This window comes from Actimicrobium antarcticum (genome assembly GCF_039536745.1).
In the GTDB taxonomy this organism is placed as follows: Bacteria; Pseudomonadota; Gammaproteobacteria; order Burkholderiales; family Burkholderiaceae_D; genus Actimicrobium; species Actimicrobium antarcticum.
Window position 1 is genome coordinate 191076 of sequence record NZ_BAAAZE010000008.1, and the last position, 25501, is coordinate 216576.

At 49.2% G+C, this 25501-nt stretch carries 20 protein-coding genes; all 20 read left to right on the plus strand.

Annotation, left to right across the window (positions count from 1 at the left end):
* Window positions 1-38 precede the first annotated feature (38 nt).
* The 20 genes from epsE to ABD720_RS08765 all read left to right on the plus strand — a co-directional run bounded on the left by epsE (window position 39) and on the right by ABD720_RS08765 (window position 25178).
* The gene (gene epsE, locus ABD720_RS08670; RefSeq protein ID WP_344762875.1) at window positions 39-827 is read left to right on the plus strand and encodes a polysaccharide export protein EpsE; all 789 of its coding nucleotides are present in this window, start codon (window positions 39-41) and stop codon (window positions 825-827) included.
* Window positions 828-910: 83 nt separating this feature from the next.
* A complete protein-coding gene (epsF, locus tag ABD720_RS08675; RefSeq protein WP_344762876.1) occupies window positions 911-2332 on the plus strand; it encodes a chain length determinant protein EpsF in 1422 nt (473 codons plus the stop codon).
* Window positions 2333-2396: 64 nt separating this feature from the next.
* Window positions 2397-3299, plus strand: a complete 903-nt coding sequence (epsG, locus tag ABD720_RS08680; RefSeq protein ID WP_344762877.1) for a chain length determinant protein tyrosine kinase EpsG — start codon at window positions 2397-2399, stop codon at window positions 3297-3299.
* Window positions 3300-3303: 4 nt separating this feature from the next.
* Window positions 3304-4947 carry an exosortase B gene (gene xrtB / locus ABD720_RS08685; protein ID WP_344762878.1) on the plus strand — a complete coding sequence of 548 codons (1644 nt, stop codon included), beginning with the start codon at window positions 3304-3306 and terminating at the stop codon, window positions 4945-4947.
* 120 nt (window positions 4948-5067) lie between these two features.
* The gene (locus ABD720_RS08690; protein WP_344762879.1) at window positions 5068-6627 is read left to right on the plus strand and encodes an oligosaccharide flippase family protein; all 1560 of its coding nucleotides are present in this window, start codon (window positions 5068-5070) and stop codon (window positions 6625-6627) included.
* A gap of 151 nt (window positions 6628-6778) precedes the next feature.
* A complete protein-coding gene (locus tag ABD720_RS08695; RefSeq protein ID WP_344762880.1) occupies window positions 6779-7756 on the plus strand; it encodes a glycosyltransferase family 2 protein in 978 nt (325 codons plus the stop codon).
* A complete protein-coding gene (locus tag ABD720_RS08700; RefSeq protein WP_344762881.1) occupies window positions 7757-9184 on the plus strand; it encodes an MOP flippase family protein in 1428 nt (475 codons plus the stop codon). It begins immediately after the preceding gene.
* A 41-nt stretch (window positions 9185-9225) separates the two neighbouring features.
* Entirely contained in the window at window positions 9226-10086 is an 861-nt protein-coding gene (locus tag ABD720_RS08705; protein ID WP_344762882.1) for a glycosyltransferase, read from the plus strand.
* An 82-nt stretch (window positions 10087-10168) separates the two neighbouring features.
* Complete coding sequence (locus ABD720_RS08710; RefSeq protein ID WP_344762883.1) at window positions 10169-11245, plus strand: glycosyltransferase family A protein; 1077 nt, start codon at window positions 10169-10171, stop codon at window positions 11243-11245.
* A 119-nt stretch (window positions 11246-11364) separates the two neighbouring features.
* Window positions 11365-12747: an O-antigen ligase family protein gene (locus tag ABD720_RS08715; protein ID WP_344762884.1), complete on the plus strand. Its 1383-nt coding sequence runs from the start codon at window positions 11365-11367 to the stop codon at window positions 12745-12747.
* Window positions 12748-12810: 63 nt separating this feature from the next.
* Complete coding sequence (locus ABD720_RS08720; protein WP_344762885.1) at window positions 12811-13833, plus strand: acyltransferase family protein; 1023 nt, start codon at window positions 12811-12813, stop codon at window positions 13831-13833.
* A 62-nt stretch (window positions 13834-13895) separates the two neighbouring features.
* A complete protein-coding gene (locus ABD720_RS08725; RefSeq protein ID WP_344762886.1) occupies window positions 13896-15143 on the plus strand; it encodes a glycosyltransferase in 1248 nt (415 codons plus the stop codon).
* Between the two features lie 125 nt (window positions 15144-15268).
* Window positions 15269-16681 carry an Atrophin-1 multi-domain protein gene (locus ABD720_RS08730; RefSeq protein WP_344762887.1) on the plus strand — a complete coding sequence of 471 codons (1413 nt, stop codon included), beginning with the start codon at window positions 15269-15271 and terminating at the stop codon, window positions 16679-16681.
* 50 nt (window positions 16682-16731) lie between these two features.
* Window positions 16732-17265: a serine O-acetyltransferase gene (locus ABD720_RS08735; protein WP_344762888.1), complete on the plus strand. Its 534-nt coding sequence runs from the start codon at window positions 16732-16734 to the stop codon at window positions 17263-17265.
* 26 nt (window positions 17266-17291) lie between these two features.
* Window positions 17292-18482, plus strand: coding sequence for a glycosyltransferase family 2 protein (locus tag ABD720_RS08740; RefSeq protein WP_344762889.1), 1191 nt, complete (start codon window positions 17292-17294; stop codon window positions 18480-18482).
* An 86-nt stretch (window positions 18483-18568) separates the two neighbouring features.
* Window positions 18569-19294 (plus strand): WecB/TagA/CpsF family glycosyltransferase, encoded by a 726-nt coding sequence (locus tag ABD720_RS08745; protein WP_344762890.1) that lies wholly within the window; start codon window positions 18569-18571, stop codon window positions 19292-19294.
* A 586-nt stretch (window positions 19295-19880) separates the two neighbouring features.
* Window positions 19881-21020, plus strand: a complete 1140-nt coding sequence (locus tag ABD720_RS08750; RefSeq protein ID WP_344762891.1) for an acyltransferase family protein — start codon at window positions 19881-19883, stop codon at window positions 21018-21020.
* A gap of 406 nt (window positions 21021-21426) precedes the next feature.
* Window positions 21427-22749 (plus strand): UDP-glucose dehydrogenase family protein, encoded by a 1323-nt coding sequence (locus tag ABD720_RS08755; protein WP_344762892.1) that lies wholly within the window; start codon window positions 21427-21429, stop codon window positions 22747-22749.
* Between the two features lie 53 nt (window positions 22750-22802).
* Window positions 22803-23957: a sugar phosphate nucleotidyltransferase gene (locus ABD720_RS08760; protein ID WP_344762893.1), complete on the plus strand. Its 1155-nt coding sequence runs from the start codon at window positions 22803-22805 to the stop codon at window positions 23955-23957.
* A gap of 198 nt (window positions 23958-24155) precedes the next feature.
* Window positions 24156-25178, plus strand: coding sequence for a TIGR03790 family protein (locus ABD720_RS08765; RefSeq protein WP_344762894.1), 1023 nt, complete (start codon window positions 24156-24158; stop codon window positions 25176-25178).
* The last annotated feature ends 323 nt before the right edge of the window (window positions 25179-25501 follow it).

Genomic DNA, 25501 nt, shown 5'->3' on the forward strand with positions numbered 1-25501 from the left:
CGCCCCGCGCTGGCCGCCAAGACATTTCAAGGCGCACCATGAAAAAAATTGTACTCTGGCTCATGACATTAATGATGACCTTGACCGTCAACAGTGTCATCGCGGCAGACATCCAGCTCGGACCTGGCGACGTCATCAAGATCTCGGTCTTTGGAAACCCGGACCTCACGCTAGAAACCCGGGTCAGTGAAGCCGGCAGCATCACCTTCCCGTTAATTGGCGAAGTCGCGATCGGCGGACTGCCGGCCTCGGAAGCTGAAAAGAAAATTGCAGCGCGCCTCGAAAGCGGCGGCTTCTTGCGCAAGCCGCAAGTCAACCTGATCGTCACCGTGCTGCAAAGCCAGCAGGTCTCCGTACTGGGGCAGGTAACCCGCCCAGGTCGTTACCCGGTGGACGGCAAACGTACATTGACCGACATTCTGGCATCTGCCGGTGGCGTGGGACCAGAAGGTGGCGACATCGTTACCCTGATCCGTACCCGCGACGGCAAGACCACCAAAGAGACGATCGACCTGGTCGACATGGTTCGTTCCGGCGACCTCAACCGCAATCTCGAACTGACCAGTAATGACGTTGTTTTCGTCGAGCGTGCACCGCGCTTTTACATTTACGGTGAAGTACAGCGTGCGGGATTCTTCAGGCTTGAGCGCAACATGACCGTACTGCAAGCCCTCTCGGCAGGCGGCGGTCTGAGCCCTCGTGGCACGGAGCGCGGCATCCGCATCAAACGTCGTGATGCCGATGGCAAGCTTGAAGAAATAAAGGCAAAGATGGATGACTTGCTGCAAGTGGACGACGTGGTATTTGTAAAAGAAAGCTTTTTCTAACGCAGGAAGTGAGCGGCGAGTTACACAACCTGCCAGCAGAGCAGAACGCCGCAACGTATTGAAGTCCATTTGGAAAGATCGTCATGAATTTAAGCCAGTTGCTGTTTGCCCTGCGCGCCCGTTATAAATTGATTTTGCTGACGCTGGTGTTGACGGTGGCAGCGACCGTCGTCGTCAGCTTGTTGTTACCGAAAACCTACCTCGCCACCACCGCATTGGTGGTCAACTACAAAGGTGTCGATCAAGTCACCGGCCTGTCCTTGCCTGCGCAAATGCAGCCCGGGTACATCGCCACGCAAGTCGACATCATCAAGAGCAAAAGCGTCGCCTTCAAGGTGGTCGACGAACTCCGGCTGGCAGAAAGTCCAGAAGTGAAGCAGCAGTTTATGGACGCAACCGGCGGTGTCGGAACCATACGCGACTGGCTCTCAAACCTGATTCTCGCCAATGTAGACGTGGTGCCGTCGCGTGAGAGCAGCGTGCTTTACGTCACGGTTAAAGGTGCGGATCCGCAGTTCGTGGCCGCAGTGGCGAATGCCTTCGCCAAAGCCTATCTGCAACTCAGTATTCAACTGAAAACCGAGCCCGCACAGCAGGCCTCGGGTTACATCAATACCCAAATCAAGGAATTGCGTGACCGATACGAGCAGTCCCAGAACAGACTGTCCGAGTACCAGAAAAAGAACAACATCTACAGTGCCGATAACCGCATCGACATAGAAACCGCACGGCTCAATGAATTGTCTTCACAGTTGGTGCAAGTGCAGGCTTTATCCATGGAAGCCTCATCACGCCAGCGCCAGGCACTGGGCAATGCCGGTGAATCGCCGGATGTACAAAATAATCCGCTGATTCAAAACCTCAAGTCATCGCTGGCCCTCGCAGAGGCCAAATTCAGTGACACATCGCAGCGTGTTGCTGAAAACCATCCGCAATACATCGCAGCCAAGTCCGAAGTCGACAAAATGCGCGCAACGCTGAACGAACAAGTGCAAACCGCATCGGCAAGCGTCGCAACCACTGCAGTCATTACCCAGCAGCGTGAATCCCAACTGCGCTCAGCGCTGGCGGCCCAAAAAGTCAAGATCATGACACTCAATGGTGCACGTGACGAATTCAATGTCATGACCAATGAAACCGAAAACGATCGTCGAGCTTACGAAGTAGCTTCCCAGCGATTCACCCAGACCAATCTTGAAGGTCAATCAAAACAGGCCGACATTGCAGTGCTGACAGCAGCCACCGCGCCCACCAGCGCCGCAGGTCCGAGGATTGTTCTTAATACACTGCTGTCGTTTGTCGTCGGCCTGCTCTTGGGTGTAGGCGCGGCCCTCGCACTTGAATTCCTCGATCAGCGTATTCGTTCGGCCGGACAACTTGGTGATGCCTTCGGCTTGCCGGTCCTCGGTGTGATCGAAAAAACCACGTCGCTATCACAGAAGCGCAGCTACAAATCGCTACGTGGTCCGGGTGAAGGCTCCTCCATGATGCCGGGCAAAGCATGAGTAGTCCTGTCCGCGTCATCACAAATAGCCGAATCAGAACAACGACCATCACGGAGCACAAGTCATGAACCCGAATCTTCCTTTGCAGCCAGTTGCCATCACAGACTTTCGCAGCAAGTCGCAGCCAGTGGTGCCGGACCGCTCGATTGGATCCATTCTGGTCAATGTCGGCCGCCTGTCGGTGGCAGATGCAGAAAAAATCATGCGCTATCAGAGCGAGTGCAATGTTCGTTTTGGCGACGCGGCGATCGAACTCGGCTTGCTGACGCCGGCTGACATCGACTTTGCCCTGTCGCGCCAGTTTGAATATGCATACCTTCTTCCTGGACAAAGCGAGATCAGTGAAGAAGTGGTTGCCGCTTACGAACCGTTCACAAACCGGGTGGAAGCACTACGTGCGCTGCGCAATCAATTGATGGCACGCTGGTTTCAAACCTCGGACGGAGGCCGTGCATTGGCGATCACAAGCGCCGAACGTGGGGATGGGCGCAGTTTTCTTGCAGCAAACCTGGCAGTAGTATTTTCGCAGCAAGGTCAGCGCACCCTGCTGATTGATGCCGACCTGCGTAACCCGTGCCAGCATCAGTTGTTCAATCTCGAAAACCGTGTCGGTTTGTCGTCCATCCTGTCCAGTCGTAACGGTATTGAATCGATTCAAGGTGTGCCCGAGCTACAAAACCTATCGCTACTGACCGCTGGCGCGCCACCGCCTAACCCGCTGGAACTACTCGGACGTCCTCTGTTCAGCGAGATGCTGCAAGAACTTTCACTGCAGTTCGACGTGATCCTGATAGATACGCCCGCAGGAGCGGAATTCTCGGACGCGCAGACGATTGCCGCCCGGGCCGGCGCAGCCATCGTTGTCACACATCAGAACTTCAGCCATGTCAACAAGGTACGTGACCTGGTAACGGCGTTATCAGAAACACGCACCCAGCTGGTTGGCACAGTACTGAACAATTTTTGATGCCATGGTCAATACGCTGAACCAGCCGATTGCGGGGAGCAGCAGGCCCCTCCTGCCATGGCTCCTCATCCTTGTAGGCCTGGGTGCCGTCTATTTGCCTACGTTCTACGACCTGTTTCACGGCGCCTGGAGCACCGAAAAAAATGCGCAAGGGCCGATCGTCATGGGCGTCGCGTTTTATTTCCTGTTCTATCGGGTGAAGCAATTGCAGGAACTAGGGCAGTTGGAACGTGCGCCCTCGCCAGTCATCGGGAGCCTGATGCTGGTGTTCAGTTTGCTGTGTTACGCCGTTGGCCGCTCTCAAAGCGTCCTGTTGCTCGAAGTTGGTTCTCTGGTGGGCGTACTGTCGGGCGTGGTCGTCACGTTTTATGGTGTACGCACATGGTCGCGGATGTGGTTTGCGTTTTTCTTCATGTTGTTCATGATTCCGTTACCTGTCTCAGTTGTCGACGCTGTCACTTTGCCCCTGAAAATTGGTGTCAGCTACGCAACCGAGCATCTTCTTTATTGGGCCGGATATCCGATCAGTCGTAGTGGTGTAATCCTGAACATTGGCCAGTACCAGTTGCTGGTTGCAGACGCCTGCGCCGGACTGAACTCATTATTCGTGCTGGAAGCACTGGGCCTGCTCTACATGAACCTGGTGCGGCATTCATCGGTTGTTCGTAACGTTGTATTGGCCACGTTGATTGTCCCGATCTCTTTTACTGCCAACACCATCCGTATTATTTTTCTCGCATTAATCACCTATTACTTTGGCGATGCCGCAGGTCAGGGTTTCGTACATGGTTTTTCGGGGATGGTGCTGTTCCTGAGCGCGCTATTACTGATTATCGTTGTCGACGGCGTCATTAGCAGGATGGTACGCGACAAGCCGCTGCGTGAAATGCAACTCGCGAAGTCCGCAGTTTCGTCAGGCACCGGCAAGCTCAAAGCATGGGTGGCAACTGCAAGCATTGCCGGCAAGCCTGCGCTATTGATGATGCTGGCAATGCTGTTGAGTGTTGGAGCAGCTCGTGCTTTAACGCCGGTGATGGACTTGGCCAAAGCAATTGCGCCGTTGGCCACCACTGTGCCCTCTCAGTTTGGCGAATGGACAGAAATAAAATCGGCAATCGTTCAGGCAAATCTGACTGCCTCGGAAGACGGCAAGAAGAGCATCGAGCAGCCCTACGACGATGTACTGACCCGCACCTATGCAGACAAGGCAGGCAATCGGATTATGTTGGCTCTTGCCTATGCCAGAGAACAGCGACAGGATGTAAAAATTCACTTGCCGGAAGTTTGCTACCCCGCTCAGGGATACGAAATCCTCGTACTAAAACAGGCGCCACTATCGGTATTGCAAAGCGGGAGAACGTTGCCGGGTAAGAGATTACTGACAACAGGGGGTGGCCGGACCGAAGCCGTGAGTTACTGGGTACGAATTGGTGATGCTTATCCTATTGGCGGGCTTGCTACACGCTTGAAAATATTCAAGGATGGCATCGCCGGGAACGTCACGGACGGCATGCTGGTTCGTGCATCATCGTTGATAACAGATCCAAAAGATGCAGATGCAGAATACGTCGTACAGGACCGATTTTTATCAGATCTGTTACTTGCAATGAAGTCCGACCGTAAAGTGTTGATTGCTGAAAATCCATAAGGCTTCAAATTTTATTCAACCACATTTAAACAATCACGTAATGCCAAGGGTGAAAGGATAGAGCAAGCACGACAAGATTCCGAGAAATAATCATAAAACAGGTTGATAAAAGAAAGAGTTATGAAGTCACAAATATTCAAAAACCTGTTTTCGAACTACCTTGGAAATTTCGTCAGCATGCTGCTGGGATTTCTGATCGTCCCCTTTCTTGTCAGCTATCTGGGAAAAGGCGCATTCGGTATTTCAATCCTGGCGGAATCGCTGATTGTTTTGTTTCAGATTTTCTCGTTCAGCATACGGCTAGCGCTGGCACACCATGCTACCGTTTCGCTGTCGCAAAAGAAAGTCGCCGAGTTTTACGAGTACTTGTCGGCTGGCCGTAAGATATTGAATATCGCTGCATTCATTGTTTTCATTCCCGGGGCGATATTAAGCGCCTTCTTCCCGCAGATATTCAATGTGCCTGAACAGCTGGATGCCCAAAGCCGAATATTATTTTTTCTGATTGTTCTGTCGTTCACGATCTCGATGCCTAATATGGTCTGCTGGTCCGTCCTGTATGCCAGTCATCGATTCGACTTGATTAACTACGCAAATTTTGGTGGTGCGATTGTTCGCGCAATTGCGATATTTATTATCTTTAAATTCGTGCCGTTATCTGGTTACGGACTGACCATTTATGGATTGATTTATCTGGCGACAACATTCTCTCAAAATTTGATTATTTATCTGTGGCATAAAAAACTGCTTCCCGCCGATAATATAGGCTCGTCGGCTGGAAACAACGCTAAAAAAATCAAGGAATTACTATCGTTTGGCGGCTACGCATCGATATCCGCGATTGCATACATCATGTATGAAACCACCATGAATATCGCAATCAACCTTGTAATGGGGCCCTCGCTGAACGCAATTTATGCAATTGGTACCAAAATCCCAGCGATTTTCAGGCGACTGTTTCTTGAACCAGCATCGTCACTGGCACCTACCTTCTCCGCTTTGGTCGCGAATAACGATAAAGTGCGTTTGAAAAGGTTGTTTTTATTTTACTCAAAGGTCATCAATATATTTGTCTTTCCGATGGGATATGTCTTGATGATCTTTTCCACGCTAATTATTCAAAAATGGATGGGACCCGACTTTCAGTCGTCTGCTGATGTTATGCCTCTCTTTATGGGTGCGATTATCGCCAGCATGCCATTGGCCATCTGTAGTGGAATCAATAACGCCTATGGGAAAATTAAACTTCCTGCACTGATTAGTCTCGTCTCTTCCACCCTGAATGTCATTCTCGGACTGACACTCGGTTTTGGACTAGGCATGGGTATCAAGGGGGTTGCTCTGTCGGCATTACTTATCAATTTTGTGACTTATACGATATTCATGCCAGCTTATGCTTGTAGATATATCGAAGTTTCGAAGCTTGCTTACTGGATGCAAACGATAATAAAACCATTGCTTTTAACACTGTCGACGTTCGGGCTATTGTCACTATTAGTACTAAACTATCAGAAAAATATTAATTTCTATTTATTGGATTTTGAATATTTGATGGTATCTGTTGTTTACGCGATTGGTGCATATAAAATTGTTTTTAACGTCGATGAAAAATTGGCGTTGCAAGATTTGTTATTCTCAGTGCTAAGAAAATTCGGTGTCGTGCCGAGAATGGCGTCCTGATACTTCGGCATAGCTAATAATGGAAGATATATTGGCTTGTTATTGAATTGAGTTTTTTAATTATGTATCACGCAAAGTCATTCAGCTTTTTCCTGTACGCTAAAACCTTGGCGATAAAATCATTGTTGCTTTGTCCAGCGGAAGAGAAAATATGACTGCTACTATTTCAGTTATCGTGCCGGTTTATAATACACAAGACTATCTTCGTGCAGCTTTGGATTCGTTGTTGTCGCAGACGATGAGTTTCGACGAAATCATTGTTATCGATGATGGCTCAACAGATTCAAGCAGTGAAATTTTGAAAGAATATTCTTTTAAAGGAAAAATAAAACTTATTTCCCAAAAAAATAGTGGGCAAGGGTTCGCCCGAAATGCTGGTATTGAAGTAGCAAAAAGTGATTATATTTATTTTTTTGATTCTGATGATTTGGTTTCTCCTCTGCTTGTAGAGAAAATAAAAAATGAAATAGCAATCAATGTAGATTTAGAAATAATAGTATTTGGAGCAGACGTTTTCTATGAGGAGGAATTTGATAAAAGTTCGTTTTCACCAAAGTATGAACGGCTAAATATGGGGTTCTACAAGTGCTTTTTTAATGCCGCTGTTGCAATGGAAAACAGTAAGACTAATTATTCCCAGCCCTGTCTATATGTATTAAAAAAAGAAGTTATCGACATGCATAAAATAAGATTTAATGCATATCTTCATGAAGACGACGTTTTTTTGCTCCATTTGATTGCAAAAGTTGGCGCGACCTTAGTTATGAAAGATAAATTTTTTATTCGACGTGTACGTCCTGGCTCGACTATGACCTCAAAAAAAAATATTAACCATGTGAACGGATATCTTCAAGCATCGATAACTGCAAAAAATCAATTTGAAAATTCATTGTCGGCGGAAAGAAAGTTTTTCTTCCGCAAAAAGGCAATGCATTATTATTTGAATGCTTTATTTGTTTCTTACAAAGTTGAAGGTTTCAAGAAATATGATAGCGTTTGGCAAAGGATCAAGGGTCTGCCAAATTATAATCTGCAGATTCACGAAATTATTTCGGTCATTGGTGGACGAAGAAGTCCGCAGGTACTTGAGCATTTCAATAGATTTCGCAAGATGATTAAAGGTAAATAAATGCAAGCCATGTCTAACGCCCGATGGATAGGGTTAGCGCAACTAGTTAGAATTGGCATGCAGCTTGTCGGTTTGGTTGTTCTTGCACGATTTTTGCCCCCATCAGAATATGGCCTGATGGCGATGGCGACCGTGGCAATTAACTTTGCTTCGCTACTACGTGACATGGGTACGGCAGCTGCTATCGTTCAAAAAGATGATTTGAATGACGATACTACCAACACTGTTTTCTGGCTAAATATAGGACTAGGCACAGGATTGGCGCTGATACTGGCCCTTTTCTCGCCGATGATTGCAGATTGGTTTCGGGCACCACGACTCGTACTCGTACTTTTATTACTGGCACTCGTTTTCCCCATGACAAGCAGTGCTGCCGTGCACCAGGCATTGCTGGAGCGCGCATCTCGATTTCGTCTCTTGGCCCGCATTGAGATATTGTCGTCCGCCGTCGCATTGTTTGCCGCGCTGGTACTGGCTTATTCAGGGGCGGGCGTATTGAGTCTCGTAGCCCAGGCATTGGTAGCGGCATTTTTGAGTGCTGTTCAACTATGGCTGGCCAATCATTGGCGTCCACAGCCAAAGTGGAGCAGCACTGAGTTCAAATCATTGATCAAGTTCAGCGGCCACTTAACGGGGTTTTCGTTCATAAATTTTTTCGCCCGGAACGCGGATAGCTTGATTATCGGTCGGGTTCTCGGCGCGATCGCACTGGGTATCTATTCGCAGGCTTATAAAGTAATGATGTTTCCACTGCAAAGCATGACGCAAGTGGCAAACCGTGCTCTATTTCCTGTCATGAGCCGGCAGCAAAATGACATTGCCGAAATGGCTAAATTATACTTTCGTTCTCTAAGTACGATTGCTGCGATGACAGCGCCATTGATGGCAGGCCTTTGGGTATTGCGCGAACCCTTCGTGCGCTTGGCGTTAGGCGCAAAATGGGATGCGGTTGCTGATATTCTTGCCTGGCTTGCTGCAGTCGGTTTTATTCAGTCACTAACCAGTACTACCGGTTCAGTGTTTATGGCAACTGGGCGAACTGACCTTCTTTTAAGGTTGGGGATCATCGGTACCATTCTCCAGGTGGCGGCTTTCTTTATCGGTGTGAATTGGGGTATTGAAAGTGTCGCGATATGCTACTTAATTGCTAACTGTATGAATCTGTTGCCATGTTTTTGGTTGACAACGCGTCAGTTGAAAAGTCCAATTTCTAGGCTGTTTTCCATTTTATGGAAACCAATACTCTTTTCAGGAGTGATGCTCGTCGCCCTTTATCCGTTAAAGATGATTAGCGTGAATCAAGAGCTTGCCTCGGTGTGGGTATTAGCTGGTGGAACGATAATAGGTGTTGCTATCTATGGTGGACTATTATTTAAATTTTCGCGGGATACAGTTGAAGATTACAAAAAATTTTTCGGCTTGGGATAATTCTCAAAGTACCGAATTCGTAAAGACAAAGGAATAAAAAAGTGCCCGATCTAGTGTCAGTTTATTTGCCAACTAAAAATCGCCTTCCACTTTTGCAAAGAGCCGTTAGCTCTGTGCTTGGGCAGACCGCTAGGAACATTGAACTGATTATTATATCTGATGGTTCCGATGACGGGACTTGCGACTATGTTCGCTCGATAGCCAGTGATATCCAGGTTATTCTTATTGAAAATAAGACATCAAAGGGTGCATGCGTTGCACGTAATCAGGCGATTGAAAAAGCCAGCGGAAAATTTGTCACCGGATTAGACGATGATGATTTTTTCATGCCACACAGAATTGCTAGTTTTTTGAGTCACTGGGAAAATCTGGAATCGTCAAATGTCAGATTTTCTTGCCTGTTTGACACGCGCGTTGTGGATTATGGCGATAGCGTCTCCTTATCGAATACGTCGACCAGTGTTAATCAACAGCAAATTCTGACCGCAAATCTGATCGGCAACCAGGTTTTTGCCCGGCGTGACTCACTGGTCGCCGCTGGGATGTTTAATCCACTGATGCCCGCGTGGCAGGACTGGGACTTGTGGGCTCGAGTTTTAAAAAAATATGGCGATGCAGTTAATATCCAATCGAACACCTATTATTTCGATATCTCTCATGAATTCGAACGGATTTCAAATCGATCCGCTGACAAGATTAAAAAAGCAGCGCAGCTATTTTATAAGAATAACTGTACCAAGAATAATTCAAAAGATATTCTGTTATCAATGGTAGAGTATCCACAGATTATTTTCACATTGCACGACATCTATCAGCTATTAAAAATTGGGAAGTTGAAGCTGGTTATAAAAGCTTTGCTTAGTGGGCGCTTTATCAATTCACTTTCGAGTTCGTTAAATTAATTAGATGGTTTTCCATTAAGTGCAGGTTGTTTCATTCATCTTCAATCAGTTCGTCATACCGGGAAAAAGAAGGGGTTACTAATTGGCAAAGATCGATGTGCTGTTACCTGTAAGAAACGGTATTGAGTTTCTTGCGGAATCAATTGACAGCGTCAAAGCGCAGACCGTAACGGATTGGCGTCTGATTGTGCTTGATCACGGTTCAACCGATGGTAGCCGCGAGCTGGCGCTGGATTACCAAAAGGAAGATCGACGCATCGAAGTGTATTCTTTTCCGGATGCTGTGGGTCTTGCCGGTTTGCTAAATCGCGGGCTGGATCTTGCCGATTGCGAATACGTCATGCGGCATGACGCTGATGACATTTGCTTTCCTGACCGAATGGCAGTCGTACTAGCGGCGTTTGCACTGGAACCAGAATGTATAGCCATTGGAGGGCAAGCCGAAATAATCGATGCAGCAGGAAATAATACTGGGCAGATGAACATGCCGGTTGGCAGCGCCCGGGTCGCCGCTGTCAGTTTCTTTCGAAATCCAATAGCTCATCCTACGGCGATGTTGAGGTTCAGTGAAGTAAAAAGCCGAGGAATTCGGTACGGTGTTGACTTCTTAAACATCCTCGCACCGTCGAATACTCTGCATGTACAAGAACTGGCTGAGGACTACTTTCTGTTTGGTCAGCTGGCCATCTTGGGTAAATGTACAAATGTCCCAAATAAGTTAATTCGGTATCGCTGGCACGGTAATAACGTCAGTTCTACCCGTTTTGATGAACAAATGAAAGTATCTTTATCGGTATCCCGATTTCTTGCAAAATCATTTTGCGCAATGCATGATTTACCTTTATTTGATCCTGCGCCGTTTTGTAATCATGGTGGTGTTCTTTTCGACGTGGATAATGAAGCCAGTTTCGATCAAGAATGCAGAATTATGATCTGTACGTTAAAGCGTGGGCTAGGTGATTCATTAGAGTTTGAGCGAGAAATGCAGTACAGGCATGTTATTTCATCACGGAATGAAGCTTCATTAATTTTTCGCTACGCAAAGTTTTTGTTGCGTAATCGCCCTGAAACAGGGGAATGGAATGCTGTAAGGTCCTGGTTGATACGCCGGTTCCCGGGCAAGCGGCGTATGGCGGTTTCTTCACAGCCAGTATGTTGAATACCGTTTCTTGTTTTATAAATAATGATAACGACTGTGTCAAAGCACGATTCACGACAAAGTATTGGCAGTCAGTATCAAGATCGATGATGACTGTTCTCCGGATTAAAAGCTAAATCATGTCAAAATTATTTTCAAAAATATGTAGTTTTAATTTTGTTGCATTTTCTTTCGTTTTTTTGATTGCGCTGATAATCGGTGCCGCTATGCCTCTTTATGTTGGGCTGATGGGCGGTAAAGTTACGAACTTGTTAATACCACCCTTGTTACTGGTGTTCGTGATACTTCTCGCTTTTGACAGGAAGTTGATCATATTGGCTATTATACTTTTCAGGTCAATAGGTGATATTTTTTTAGAGTCAACAAAAACGTCTTTTGGCGGTGTATCAATCGGTATTGGCGCACTTATCAATATTGTCGTTCTGATGGTGGCTTTTTTACTGGTAGTTGAAAAGCCTAAGTTGTTTCCTAAAAAACTTGCCATGTTCTGGTTGCCGTTTATGGCGATTGCGCTGTTTGGTGTCGCGAATTCGCCAGAAAAAGTGGATGCCATTCGCAGTTATCTTACTCTGCTGTCCTATTTCGCGATCTTCATCATTGGAATTTATTTGGTTCGAACCCCAGCCGACTATAATAAAACTATACGACTGGTTGTCTGGTCATCGATTTTGCCAGTTATTTACGCTGTGGTTGACACGATCCTGCACATGCGGGATGGGTCCTTCAGATTACAAGGTACCTTTTCGCACCCAAACATTTTTGCGTTTTATCTTTTGTTGGTGATTCCGTTATCGCTGTATCTGATCAAGACCAAGATTAATCCGCTCGGCAATTTTGGTCGTGTTTGTGTGACTTTCAACATGATAGTGATGTTGGCTGAATTACTTTTGACGCAGACCAGAAGCGCATGGATTGCCTGCTTTGTTATCTTTCTTATTTACGCCGTCGTATTCGAGCGGAAATATTTATTTTATTTACTGCTGTTGCCTTTCGTTGCTCTCCTCTTGCCATCGGTGCGAGACCGGCTGGTCAATCTCGATAGCAGTAATGAGGTTTATCAGTATGCTCAACTCAACTCCTTTTCGTGGCGTGTGTCGTTGTGGGAATCAGCGCTTAGGTGGATGGAAGCGGCAAAGTATATTGCTGGATATGGGTTAGATGCTTTTAAATATCATTCACGTACCTTTTTTCTAAAAGCTGGCACCACTAATTGGGGCGCTCATAATATCTATGTGCAGTTATTATTTGAAATAGGTATCTTAGGTTTAGTGTCATTTCTGGCATTGTTTGTTAATGTTGCTAGGTATTTAAAAGGGTTGATTAAATACGAACCGCTTGCTTTTTTAATTTCAATCTCTTTGATTGTAGGTTACTTGGTGGTCGCGGCTTCAGATAATACATTGGTGTATCTTGTGTTCAATTGGTATCTATGGTTTTCTATTGGTGCAGGTTGTTCACTGGTTGGTCTGGTATCCGATGATGTGTCCCAAAAATTAAATTAAACTTGAGATAATAAGTTATTAGTGTTGATCGCCGCCGTTAATTCCGAAAAAGACTAATTATTTATGTCGCCGGAAGCAAATGTAGAAAAGGTTGCTAAGCCGATTGTCGGTGATGGACATCTCGCTGTGCTGGATGGGTGGCGTGGTGTAAGCATCGCTATGGTGTTAGCAGCGCATTTGCTCCCTCTGGGTCCTCATTATTTGAAATTCAATGAGATGGCTGGGATATTTGGAATGGTATTGTTTTTTATCCTTTCCGGGTTTCTGATCACATCTTTTTTGATGAAAAATCAAAATATTCCAAGTTTCTTGATCAGAAGGTTTTTTCGTGTTGTTCCACTTGGCTGGTTATACCTCGTAATTGCACTCATTTTATCCGATGCATCGCTTTTAGCTTGGCCCGCACATTTGCTGTTTTACGCAAACATGCCGCCGAAGGATCTCTTACCTCTCACCGATCATATGTGGAGTTTGTGCGTTGAGGTTCAATTCTATGTTGGTGTGGCTGGGTTAGTGGCGCTATTTAGTAAACGTGGTTTGTATCTGTTACCAGTTTTGTGTATTTTCTTCACCGGCGTTCGAGTTTGGAATGGCGTTCTGGCGGCAAGTATTTCTTATTATCGAGTTGATGAGATTCTGGCTGGTTGCGTTCTGGCATTGGTCTACCACGCTCAACTTGGTCGCTCGTTCGGGTTTCGGGTAAATCACAAAGTGCAGTGGATTCTGTTGATATTACTGGTCCTTTCATGCTCGCCATATAGTGGGTGGTTTAATTATTTCAGACCGTATATTGCAGCTTTACTAATTGGGTCTACTGTTCTTGATGTCAATTCACCACTCGTGAAGGTACTGAACAACCGTGTGCTCTTTTATCTTGCTGGAATTTCATTCTCTTTGTATGTGATCCACCCTATGCTTGCGCATTCGTGGCTCGGAAGTGGTGATGCACTTATGAAGTACATAAAAAGGCCGCTGCTTTTTGTTGTGTTATTCATTCTGGCTACTCTTTCAACAAAATATTTCGAGAGCTGGTTCATTGCGTATGGCAGGAAATTATCAAGTCGGTTTAAGACAGAAATCACTTGAATAAGTAGTTTTATCGAATGGGTAAAGCTGTTGAAAAAAATAAAATTTGCTTCAGAAAATAAATGAAAATCACGTATCTAATTAATCAATATCCCAAGGTTAGTCATAGTTTTATTCGGCGAGAGATACTTGCGCTGGAAAAACAAGGCTTTGAGGTGCAGCGCATTGCAGTTCGCGGCTGGGATGGTGATCTTGTCGATGAGGAAGACCTACAGGAACGTGGACGGACCCGTTACATACTTCAAGTAGGATTCATGCAGTTGTTGTTGGCAACCCTGACATGTCTTTTCTCTTCACCTGGTCGTTTTTTCGAGGTGTTGCGACTCGCACTCAAGATGGGCCTACGGGCTGAGCGGCCGTTACCTATTCACCTGGTTTATTTGGCCGAGGCGTGTTGCATGGTGCCGTGGATGCGGCAAGCCGGATCCCGGCATATACACGCCCATTTTGGTACCAATTCGGCAGAAGTCGCCATGTTCGCGTCGATGCTGAGCGCTATTCCTTACAGCATTACTATTCACGGTTCGGAAGAATTCGACAAACCGGAATTCTTATGGCTCAACGAGAAGATACGGCGCTCCACGTTTGTGGCGGGCGTCAGTTCGTTCGGTCGCAGTCAGCTTTATCGCTGGGCGAGCTACGCCGATTGGCCAAAGGTGCAGGTGGTTCACTGTGGACTGGAGCCTGCATTTCATTCTGGTCCTGCAGTACCAGTGACTTCGTTAAATCGGTTGGTGTGTGTTGGCCGGTTGTGCGAGCAAAAGGGTCAGTTGTTATTGATCGATGCTGTTCATCAGTTAGTGTGCAAAGGCATCGATGTCGAACTGGTGTTGGCCGGGGATGGTGAGATGCGTGAACCCATCGAGGCGCTGATCGCACGCTTCGGAATGCAAGACAAAGTACGTATCACCGGTTGGATTAGCGGTGAGGTCGTACGTGAGGAGATGCTGGCAGCACGCGGCATGGTCTTGCCCAGTTTCGCAGAGGGGTTGCCAGTGGTGGTCATGGAAGCGATGGCGCTGCGGCGCCCCGTTCTTTCTACCTACATTGCAGGTATTCCTGAACTGGTAATCCCAGGCGAAACTGGCTGGTTGTTTGCCGCCGGTGACGTCGACGCGCTGGTACTAGCTCTGGAAGAATTTCTAGCAACGCCAATTGCCACATTGCAACAAATGGGGGAGACTGCGTACGACCGGGTGATTGAAAGACATTCGATCGATACCGAAGCTGCAAAGCTGGCGAAGCTCTTTCGCGCTAGCCAGCTCTCTCAGGAGCAAGCCATCACTGCCCCCCGCAACATCACAGGATAGTCACCAGACAGGCCGATGCCATGATCTCACTTCACAATTTTTCCCCTTTGTCAGAGGGTGCACTACCAGCACGTAAATCCGCAATGATTGCTCGGGTAGCGCGATTTGCGCTAGCCGGACTGCTGATGGGTGGTCTGGTCCCTTCAGCCATATCCACCGCCAAAGCCGCTGCGGTTTCTACAAAGACGCTGGTTGCGGCCAGCACGTTCGCGCCGCAGTGGGAGTCTTACCTAACCCCATTTAACGCCGCATCGCTCTGGAATGCACGGCCGGTCGAGCCGGTGTTTGGCGATTTTGTGATCCCCAAGTCGAGCTATTTTCCGTCGATCGCTAGTGGTGTGTGGTCTACCGGTATGTTTCTTGCGGCAGCGGGCGATGGCCCGATGGCGGTCAAAGGGATTGCCGGCAAGCCCGGCGTCTGGGATCCGGATGCAGAAGCAAATCGTCCGCAAATCACTATCCCGCGTTGGCCTGCTGACACCGTCGGTGCTGGTGCGGCAGATGGGCATGCAGATATCTATGACCCGGTACTGCGGGTGATTCATTCTTTTTGGCAGCTTAAAAAAATCGATGGACAATGGGTTGCCGCACAGTACGCCTGGGCACCCATTGAGGGGCGCGGCTGGGGTGACCCGGCGCATTATTTCCAGGGTTCCCGTGCTGCCGGCGTGCCGACTTCCGCAGGTTTGATGCGCAAGCACGAAATCAACGACGGCGAACCGGTGTATCACCACGCACTGGCGATGTCGCTGACCTTTAACGCGCTGGCCGCAACGCCGAATTATATCTATCCGGCCACGTCTGCCGACAATGTCGTGTCGACGCCAAACACCGGCATGATTCCGGAAGGTGCATTGATGATGTTGCCGCCGTCCTACGACACTTCCAAAATTGCCAGTCTGCCGCTGCGTAAAGTCGCGGAGACGCTGAAGCTGCACGGCGCCTATGTAGTCGACCGTAACTACGGAACGCCATTCGCCATCTACGTTGAGAATGGTGCTGATTTCAAAATGAGTGCGATGTCTGGTTGGGACAACGCAGTGGCGTCTGAACTTGATCGCATGCGTGCCGGATTGCGCCAGGTGACATCGGCGACGAGCTGGCTGGATGGGAACAATCAGGTGATGGTTCCCGAGAAGGTATTCAACCGTCTCTCAATGCGTGGGCCATGGCAAGCGCAGACCGGTCCTCTGTTGGGTACGTTTGACACACTTGCCCAGGCCGTGGTTTTCCCGTCGACTGCAACCCGTGTTACCCAGGTTAATTATTCGGGCCGGGGTTTGAACAAGATTGGTTGGTCTGTGCCGCAGGTCGGATCGATACAACGGCTGACCGCCAGCGCAAAAGGTGGCGCCAAATTGCGCATGGTTGTACAGGATAAATCCGGTACAAAGCTGTTTGATAGCGGGGAGCTGGGCGCAGGCGAAAGTGCGCAGTTCCCATGGCCAGGCTCGGATGCGCGCTTTGTGATCTATGCCATAAGCGGGGTCGACCAGCCTTCGCTCGTCAGAGGGGATCTGGTCGATGGTGGCACTTGATTACCTGATGCGATCGATCGGTCTGAACCGCTTGGCGGAGGGGTTTTCCGATGGCCGTTGATCCACACTGGTTAGCCGACTTGCAGCGCTATGCAATGCGCCGCCCTTTCCTGAAAGAGCAATCCATTTGGGCGGTGTGGGTGTACCGGTTGGGCCGGCGCATCGATACCTACCCGGAAGGACGGGCAAAAAAAATCCTTACAGCCCTGTACTGGCCACTGTTCCGTTGCATTGAAACAGTGCTCGGCATCAGCCTCCCAAAAAGCGCCCTGATCGGGCCGGGACTGCGCATCTGGCATTTTGGCGGCATCTTCATCCATCCGTCTGCCGTGATTGGTGCTAATTGCACGTTGCGGCAAGGCGTGACCATCGGCAACCGCCACGAAGACGGTCCTGTACCTGTTATTGGCAGCAACGTTGAATTTGGTGCTTACGCACAGGTACTCGGCGGTGTACGTATTGGAGATCACTGCCGCATCGGTGCGATGTCCGTGGTGCTGTGCGACGTTCCCAATGGTGCTACCGCAGTAGGCGCGCCCGCGCGCATTGTTTATCAACCCGATAACGTTGCCCCGTCGTCGTAACCATCACAGAATTCCAGGAATGACCCATGAGTTTTTTTGTTGCTGCGCTGCTACTCGTTGCCCTTGCGATCCTCTCGATTCCCGTCCTGGTGCTGCTGCTCCAGGCGGTGATTGCATTTTCTCCGTTGAAAGCGGCAGCGACTGCCACAGGGCGCCGCCCGAGCGTCGCTATCCTGGTTCCTGCACACAATGAATCGAGCGGCGTGATCGCCACCATTGTCAGTCTTCTGCCGCAATTGCAGGAAGGCGACCGGCTCGTTGTCGTTGCCGATAACTGTAGCGATGACACGGCCGCTGTTGCTGTCGGTGCAGGCGCCGAAGTGCGGGTGCGAACGGACTTGTCGCAGCGCGGCAAGGGGTATGCGCTGGATTTTGGCGTGCGCGCGCTCGCCGCCGCGCCACCGGAGATGGTCATCATTGTTGATGCTGATTGTATTGCCAGCCCTGGCGCAATAGACCGGATTGCGCGTCTTGCGTTGCAGACAGGGCGACCTGTCCAGGCCCTGTTTCTAATGTATGCCCCCAATAACAGCGGCCCGATGAAAAAAATCGCCGAGTTCGCTTGGCTAGTTAAAAATCTGGTGCGCCCTCTGGGTTATCAACGACTTGGTTTGCCTTGCCAGCTCATGGGAAGCGGCATGGCTTTTTCTTGGGCAACAATCAGCACGGCATCGCTGGCCAATGGCAACATTGTTGAAGACCTCAAGCTGGGAATGGATCTTGCCAGAGCTTGCAAAGCGCCCCTGTTCTGTCCGGACGCGCTGGTATCCAGCACGTTTCCGATCAGTGCATCGGGCACGCAAACGCAGCGCACTCGCTGGGAGCATGGGCACATCAGCATGATGCTGACCGAAGCGCCGCCGCTGCTGCTCGGCGGACTGCGTCAGCGTAATGCGGGAATGATCGCTCTTGGGCTGGACTTGTGTGTGCCGCCACTTGCTTTGCTGACTCTGGTAGGGCTGGCGCTCTTTGCCGCCGCGATGCTCTTTGCGGTATTGACCGGCAATCTGGCACCGATATTTGTCGCCTGTGGCGTGATGGTCGCGTTAGTTACTGCGGTCATGCTGTCATGGTGGCGCTATGGGCGCGAAAAGCTCAGCGCCGGCAATCTGGCGATGGCGGTGTTTTACGTCTTCTGGAAAATACCGTTGTACCTAAAGTTTTTTGTCAGCCGTCAAGTGGATTGGGTTCGTTCCAAACGCGACGGCGAGCTATGACGCCGACTCTACGGGCGACGCTGTCGAACGGCGACGTCGCGGATATCATGTACGCCGCCCGCGGCAACAAGGTTTAGAAAGCCAAGATGGTCCATCAAGCACTCCTCCGCATCAGTCAGTTTCCGGTACTGAGTACCACCCGCCAGCAACTTGCAGATCATGTGCTGGCGCGGATCGCCGCTCGTCATAAAACAGCGCTGTTTTTTGCCAATACCAACTTCATCGTCAAGTGCCGCTTCGTGCTGGATACGCTTCCGGATGAATCGGTCGTATTGGTCAACGATGGGATCGGCATGGACATCGCCGCCAAACTGGTGCTCAAGAAGCGCTTTGCGGACAATCTGAATGGCACCGACTTCACGCCATTTCTGTTTGGCCAATCCAGGGTGCCGCTTCGCGTGTTCCTGTTAGGTGGTCGTCCCGAAGTCACCGCGCGCGCTGCAACCCATGCGCAGCAAGTGCTTGGGCAGGATGTGGTTGGTTTCTGCGATGGCTACGCGGGCATGCGGAACACGCCAGAGCTCGTACAAAAAATCAATGCATCCGGGGCACAGGTTGTGCTCGTGGCGATGGGCAACCCCATGCAGGAGCAGTGGATACTCGATCATCGTGCGGTGCTCGATGCCAATCTGTTGATGGGAATAGGTGCCTTGTTTGATTTCTGGTCCGGTGACAAGCAACGTGCGCCCGAGCTGGTAAAGAAATTGCGACTTGAATGGTTGTATCGTTTATATCTGGAGCCACGGCGGCTTTTGCGTCGATATACCTGGGATATTGTTATATTTTTGGGGCAATGTTTCAAATATAGGTAGCAGTTTAACTCATTTAAAAGTCATAATTTTTATGTAGTGCTGTCAAGTTGATGGCTTCAAAAATCATTATTCGTGACACAGTGAATATCGCAAGTTGATGACTTTTCTGTGCTGCGTTATAGCTCAGCAATTCGAGCCGTCGAAATAGGTATGGGTGAGATTGGTGAGACTAGGTTGGAACGGCAAGGACTCGCGGAAGCAACGATGCCCACGTAGTGGCGCTCACTCCCGATGATGGCTCCGGACATAAGACCAAAAAGCTACAACCGCTGCTGAGGTTGTTGGACTCCGGTGGACTTACGCGATTTTTTTCACCGTGCAATTCAAAGGTCAACCTCAGGTGTTCGCTCTGTGTCTTTATAATCTTTCGGGGTGCTTGATCTAAATCGCATATATCAATCTGATCGATACCTACTGGTTTGTCGCCCGATTTTTGGTCTTTATCTTGAACGTCATACGAATTATTTCTTCTCTACAAAAATAAAGAAAGTGATTATGGCAATAAAACTTAATTTAATAATCTTAATAAAATGAATAACAAAGTTAATTATTATTTACCTGAAAATAGCGAGATGGAGGAGGTAAATTGATTAAATCATTTGAGGGTGTGCGTGGCTTAGCTGCTATATTCGTCGTTTTTTTTCACATAAACGCATCAGGATTTATATCAAACAAATTTGCTGTTCCATCAATCATCGCTAATGGATATATATTCGTAGACTTATTTTTTGTTTTAAGCGGTTATGTGATCGTTTCTGCCTATCATGGTCGTCTACGTACAAATCATCAAGTAGTCTCTTTTATCATCAAGCGCTTCGGTCGTCTTTTTCCCCTTTTAATATTTTCGACGATTTTTTTTGTTGTCTCTAGCAACGCTTTTGTTTTTATTGAAAGTACATTGCTAAGTGAAATTAATTCATATAAGCACGTTGGACAGCTAAGATATATTATTCCTAGCGCTGCCGAAGTAATTGCCACTATTACATTTACGCACGGCTTGGGACTCTTCAATCGTTTAATACTTAATTACGCATCATGGTCTATAAGCACAGAGTTTTATGCCTATTTATTTTTTGTATTTTGCTGGTGTCGATCATCACGTGTAATGCAAATGCTTTTTTTAGCCGTCTCTTGTATTGCATGCTTTGTCATCGCAGATGGCGCATCCATTTATATTCACCATTGTATTGACAAGGGCAAGTGCGGGGATATCACCTACGATTTTGGGTTCATGCGTTGCGTAGGATCGTTTATCTTGGGTGTTTTTGTTTGGATGCTGCCAAAAGTTGGCCTTAGATTTGTTACTCTTCTTCAGATTTTTGCGCTTGTCCTCGTCGGATGTCTTTTTTATTTTGCGACTATTTATACGCCGGTGATGTTTTTAGCTCCTTTTTTATTTGCAATTTTAATTTATACATTGTCGTCCGATCGCGGTATTGTTGCAAAGGTCTTCTCAGGAAATCTGTTTCAGATGCTTGGTCGACGTTCATATTCAATTTATCTTTTACACCCCGCACTTTTGATAGTTTTGGCTGGATTCATGTCACATCTGGACGGGCCAATTGAAAAATGGATTGCACGTATTCTTTTCATTCCCATATTAATCATCATTTCTGGTTGGTCGTTTCGATTTATCGAAAACCCTGCCCGTGATTATTTCAATAGAATTGCCAAACGTCTTGATGATAGAGCTCAAGGTATAGATCACAAAAATACCGTTCCTTAGTAATTTCATTCTTATTGACGGAAGAATTATTGCACTACTGAGATATTATTTTTGAGCCATTTGGACGAGAGTCGTCTTAAAATACGCATCGAAAAATCGCATTACAGTTCCATGTTTGGTTCCTCGTGTTATCTATTTATAGCTGCCAAAAATTATATTCAGCCACGACGTTTTCACATGCATGGGTACTGGTTAAAATGAGAACAAATGTAATGCTGGTTTATTTCAACATGATTTTATGTTGAGATTGCTACATTTGCTGGCGTTGCGATGCGTCATTTAGATTCGCCGACACGGGGTTGTTGACCATTGGGTTCAAATCGTGCGCACTGGTAAGTCAATTTTTCATACTAATAATCCATTTTTCAGGTAAATAACATCTAATTTATTAGGAGTCTCACTCAACATGAAAATTACCGTAATCGGCACCGGCTACGTCGGCCTCGTCACTGGCGCTTGCCTCGCTGAAGTTGGCAATCATGTTCTTTGTCTTGACCTCGACGCAACAAAGATCGCCATCCTGAACAACGGTGAAATCCCGATCCATGAGCCGGGTTTGCTGGAAATGGTCAGGCGCAATGTGGCAGCCGGTCGCTTGCATTTCACGACCAGCATCGAGGACAGCGTTGCTTTCGGCGTAGTTCAGTTCATTGCGGTCGGCACCCCGCCCGATGAAGACGGTTCAGCAGACCTGAAATATGTAACGGCAGCTGCGCGCAATATTGGCCGCCACATGACCGACTATAAAGTCATTGTCGATAAATCCACCGTACCAGTTGGCACAGCGGATATGGTTAGCCAGGCGATCAGCGAAGAGCTGGCGTCGCGGGCGCAGTCGATTCCGTTCGCGGTAGTCTCAAACCCTGAATTCCTGAAAGAGGGGGCAGCCCTGGACGACTTCATGCGTCCGGACCGGATCGTGATCGGCACCGAGGATGCGCGTGCCATCGCCCTGATGCGCGACTTATATGCGCAGTTCAATCGCAACCACGATCGTATTATCGTGATGGATGTGCGGTCTGCCGAACTGACGAAGTACGCTGCAAATGCAATGCTCGCGACAAGAATTTCTTTCATGAATGAGTTGGCTAATCTGGCCGACAAGCTCGGTGCCGACATTGAGCAGGTTCGGCTTGGAATTGGTGGCGATCCACGAATCGGATTTCATTTCTTGTATGCGGGTTGTGGCTATGGTGGTTCCTGTTTTCCCAAGGACGTCACCGCGCTGATCAATACTGCGCGCGAGAACGAGATTGAACTGAAAGTCTTGTCGGCGGTGGACCAAGCCAATGAGCAACAGAAACATGTACTACTAGAGAAAATTACTAATCGCTTCGGATCGGATTTGACGGGAATGCGTTTTGCTCTTTGGGGCCTGGCGTTCAAGCCGAATACCGACGACATGCGTGCCGCCACCAGTCGGGTGCTAATCGAGGGGTTGTGGGCATTGGGCGCGACAGTCACTGCCTACGATCCGGTTGCAATAACAGAGTCAAAGCGTATTTACGGAAACGATGTACGCCTTGCTTACGCGTCGTCTTCCATGGCCGCGCTCGACGGTGCCGACGCGCTGGTGATCGTGACCGAGTGGAAGGAATTTCGCGTACCAGATTTTGATCTGCTCAAAGCGGCATTGAAGACCCCCGCTATTTTTGACGGACGTAACCTGTATCTGCCAGCGCAGATGCGTGCACAAGGTATCGAATATTTTGCAATCGGTCGACGTTAAATTACCTCCAATCACCACTGGCCAATCTTCCTAAAACTATCTGAAAGACCAGCATGAAAGCAATGATCCTCGCAGCAGGCAAAGGCACCCGAGTCCAACCGTTGACCTACGAGCTTCCCAAACCGATGATCCCGATCCTCGGCAAGCCCGTCATGGAATATCTGGTCGACCACCTCGTGAAGTTCGGCGTGACCGAAATCATGGTCAACGTCAGCTACCTGCACGAAAAGATCGAGAACTACTTCGGTGAAGGCCAGCGCTTCGGTGCCCAGATCGGGTATTCGTTCGAGGGCTACATCAACGATGAGCGCGTCGTCAGCCCAAAGCCAATCGGCTCTGCCGGTGGCATGAAAAAGATCCAGGATTTCGGCGGATTTTTTGACGAGACCACGATTGTCATCTGTGGCGACGCCATCATTGACCTAGACATCAAGTCGGCGCTCTTCGAGCATCGCCGCAAGGGCGCACTGGCCAGCGTGATCACCAAGGAAGTGCCGAACGAGAAGTCGTCCGAATATGGCATGGTCGTCACCGATGACCAGGGCCGAATCTTGTCATTTCAGGAAAAGCCGAAGCCAGAGGACGCGCTCTCGAACTTTGCCAGCACCGGGATTTATATCCTGGAGCCGGAGGTGCTGAAGCTGATTCCGCCTGACGTGATGTTTGATATTGGCTCTGAACTGTTTCCGTTGTTGGTTGAAAAAGGCGTGCCGTTCTTTGCACAAAAACGCTTCTTTAACTGGATCGACATTGGCAATGTGAAGGATTTCTGGGCGGTGCTGCAGAGTGTTCTCAGCGGCACCGTGGCGCACATGACCATGCCGGGAACGCAGATTGCGGACGGGATCTGGGTTGGCCTTAATACCAGTATCGACTGGGAAGGTACGACGATTACCGGGCCGGTCTATATTGGGTCCGGTACGAAGATCGAAGCGGGCAGCACCATTGTTGGCCCGACCTGGATTGGACATGGCAGCCACATTTGTGCCGGTGCGGAAGTGGTGCGCAGCGTGCTGTTCGAGTACACGCGGGTTACGCCGAACACCGAGATGACCGAGATGGTGGTGTGCAAGGATTACTGTGTTGATCGCCAGGGTGTGATGACGCACGTGTCGGAGACGCCGACGAATATCTGGCGCGATGCGCGTGACCGGCGTGCTGCTCCGCGTGATGCGGAGGCCATACTGGCAGAGGGTGCTGCCAAATAACACCGGCCTCAAGCGGGGCCTGTTAGACGGTATTCCGAGGGCGCGTTTCCATTTGGTGGCGCGTCCTTTTTTATTGTGCGTGGATGCCAGGGCTATGCGACACGTCGCGGCATGTTGTCAGTTTCTGCAGCTATACTTTCATGCCATGTCCGGCGTTACTTCCTCGCACATTTCACAGATTGTTATCGGAATCCCCCAGTGCTTCGTTCATTGCTGTTTGCTCTCCTCGTTTCGTTGTCCTGTGTCGGCTTAGCCGCCGAGGTTGTTACCCCTCATGCCGCTTTGCAGCTTCAGGCCGACCAGCTCGCCGTGATCATCAACGACGCGGATCCCCTGAGTGTTCAGGCTGGCGAGTACTACCGCGAAGCACGCCAGATCCCTGCACAAAACATCATTCACGTGCGCATCCCCGGTTCGCCACGCAATTTGTCGCGCGTGGCCTTCGCCAAACTGAAGCAGGAAATCGATGCGCAACTGACGCCCTCCATGCAAGCCATGCTGATGATCTGGACCGCCCCCTATGCGGTCGAGTGCAATTCGATCACGTCGGCCATGACGCTGGGATTTGATGCGCAGCAATGTATCAAAACCTGTGCGCCTGGCAAGCCCAGTCCCTACTACAACGCCATCACACGCCAGCCTTTTACCGAGTTCGGAATTCGTCCCTCGATGTTGCTGCCCACCGAGTCGTTCGAGCAGGCAAAAGCACTGATCGATCGCGGCGTGCAAAGCGGCTTTCGGGTGTATCCATCGACTGCCTATTATCTGATCACGGCAGACAAGGCGCGCAACAGTCGCGCCGCGTATTTCCCGCCTGCTGGCGCGATTCCGCAAAAGAAGCTGGTCATCAAGACGCTGCGTCAGGACAGCCTGATCGATGCCGCCGACATCATGGTGTATCAAACCGGCGCGGTGTCGGTGCCGCATCTGGAGACCTTGCGTTTTCAGGCCGGTGCGCTGGCCGATCATCTGACGTCTGCTGGTGGCGACCTGCTTGGGAAGGGCCAGATGAGCAGCTTGCGCTGGCTCGATGCGGGCGCGACGGCGAGTTACGGCAGTGTGTCGGAGCCCTGCAATTACTGGCAGAAGTTTCCGAATTCGAGCGTATTGCTCAAGCATTATCTGGCGGGAGAAACGGCGATCGAGGCGTATTGGAAAAGCGTGGGGTGGCCGGCGCAGGGTGTGTTTATCGGGGAGCCGCTGGCAGCGCCGTATCGGTAAGAAATAACTGGTGGCAGATTGGTAAGGGTGCTGTTAATGGCCAATAAGCCGATACGCTGGTAAAGCTGCATGGCTTTTCCTTGCCTAGTGCGGCCTGAGGCATGCCATTGCTCAAGCCTTCCGGATGTACCGTCTGCGAGTCCCACGTTGCTAATCGGCGGGCAGGATCAGCGCCTGTCCTATTTTTCCGACTTTAGCGAAGATGTGTGGCCGGCTAGAAGTGCAGTTTAGGGGCGAGGGAGCGCCGCAGGTCACAGCGTGTTTTGCTCCGAATTCCGTAAGTAGAGTCAGTGTAGTTTTCGCAGTGAAGCGGCGAAAAAAGC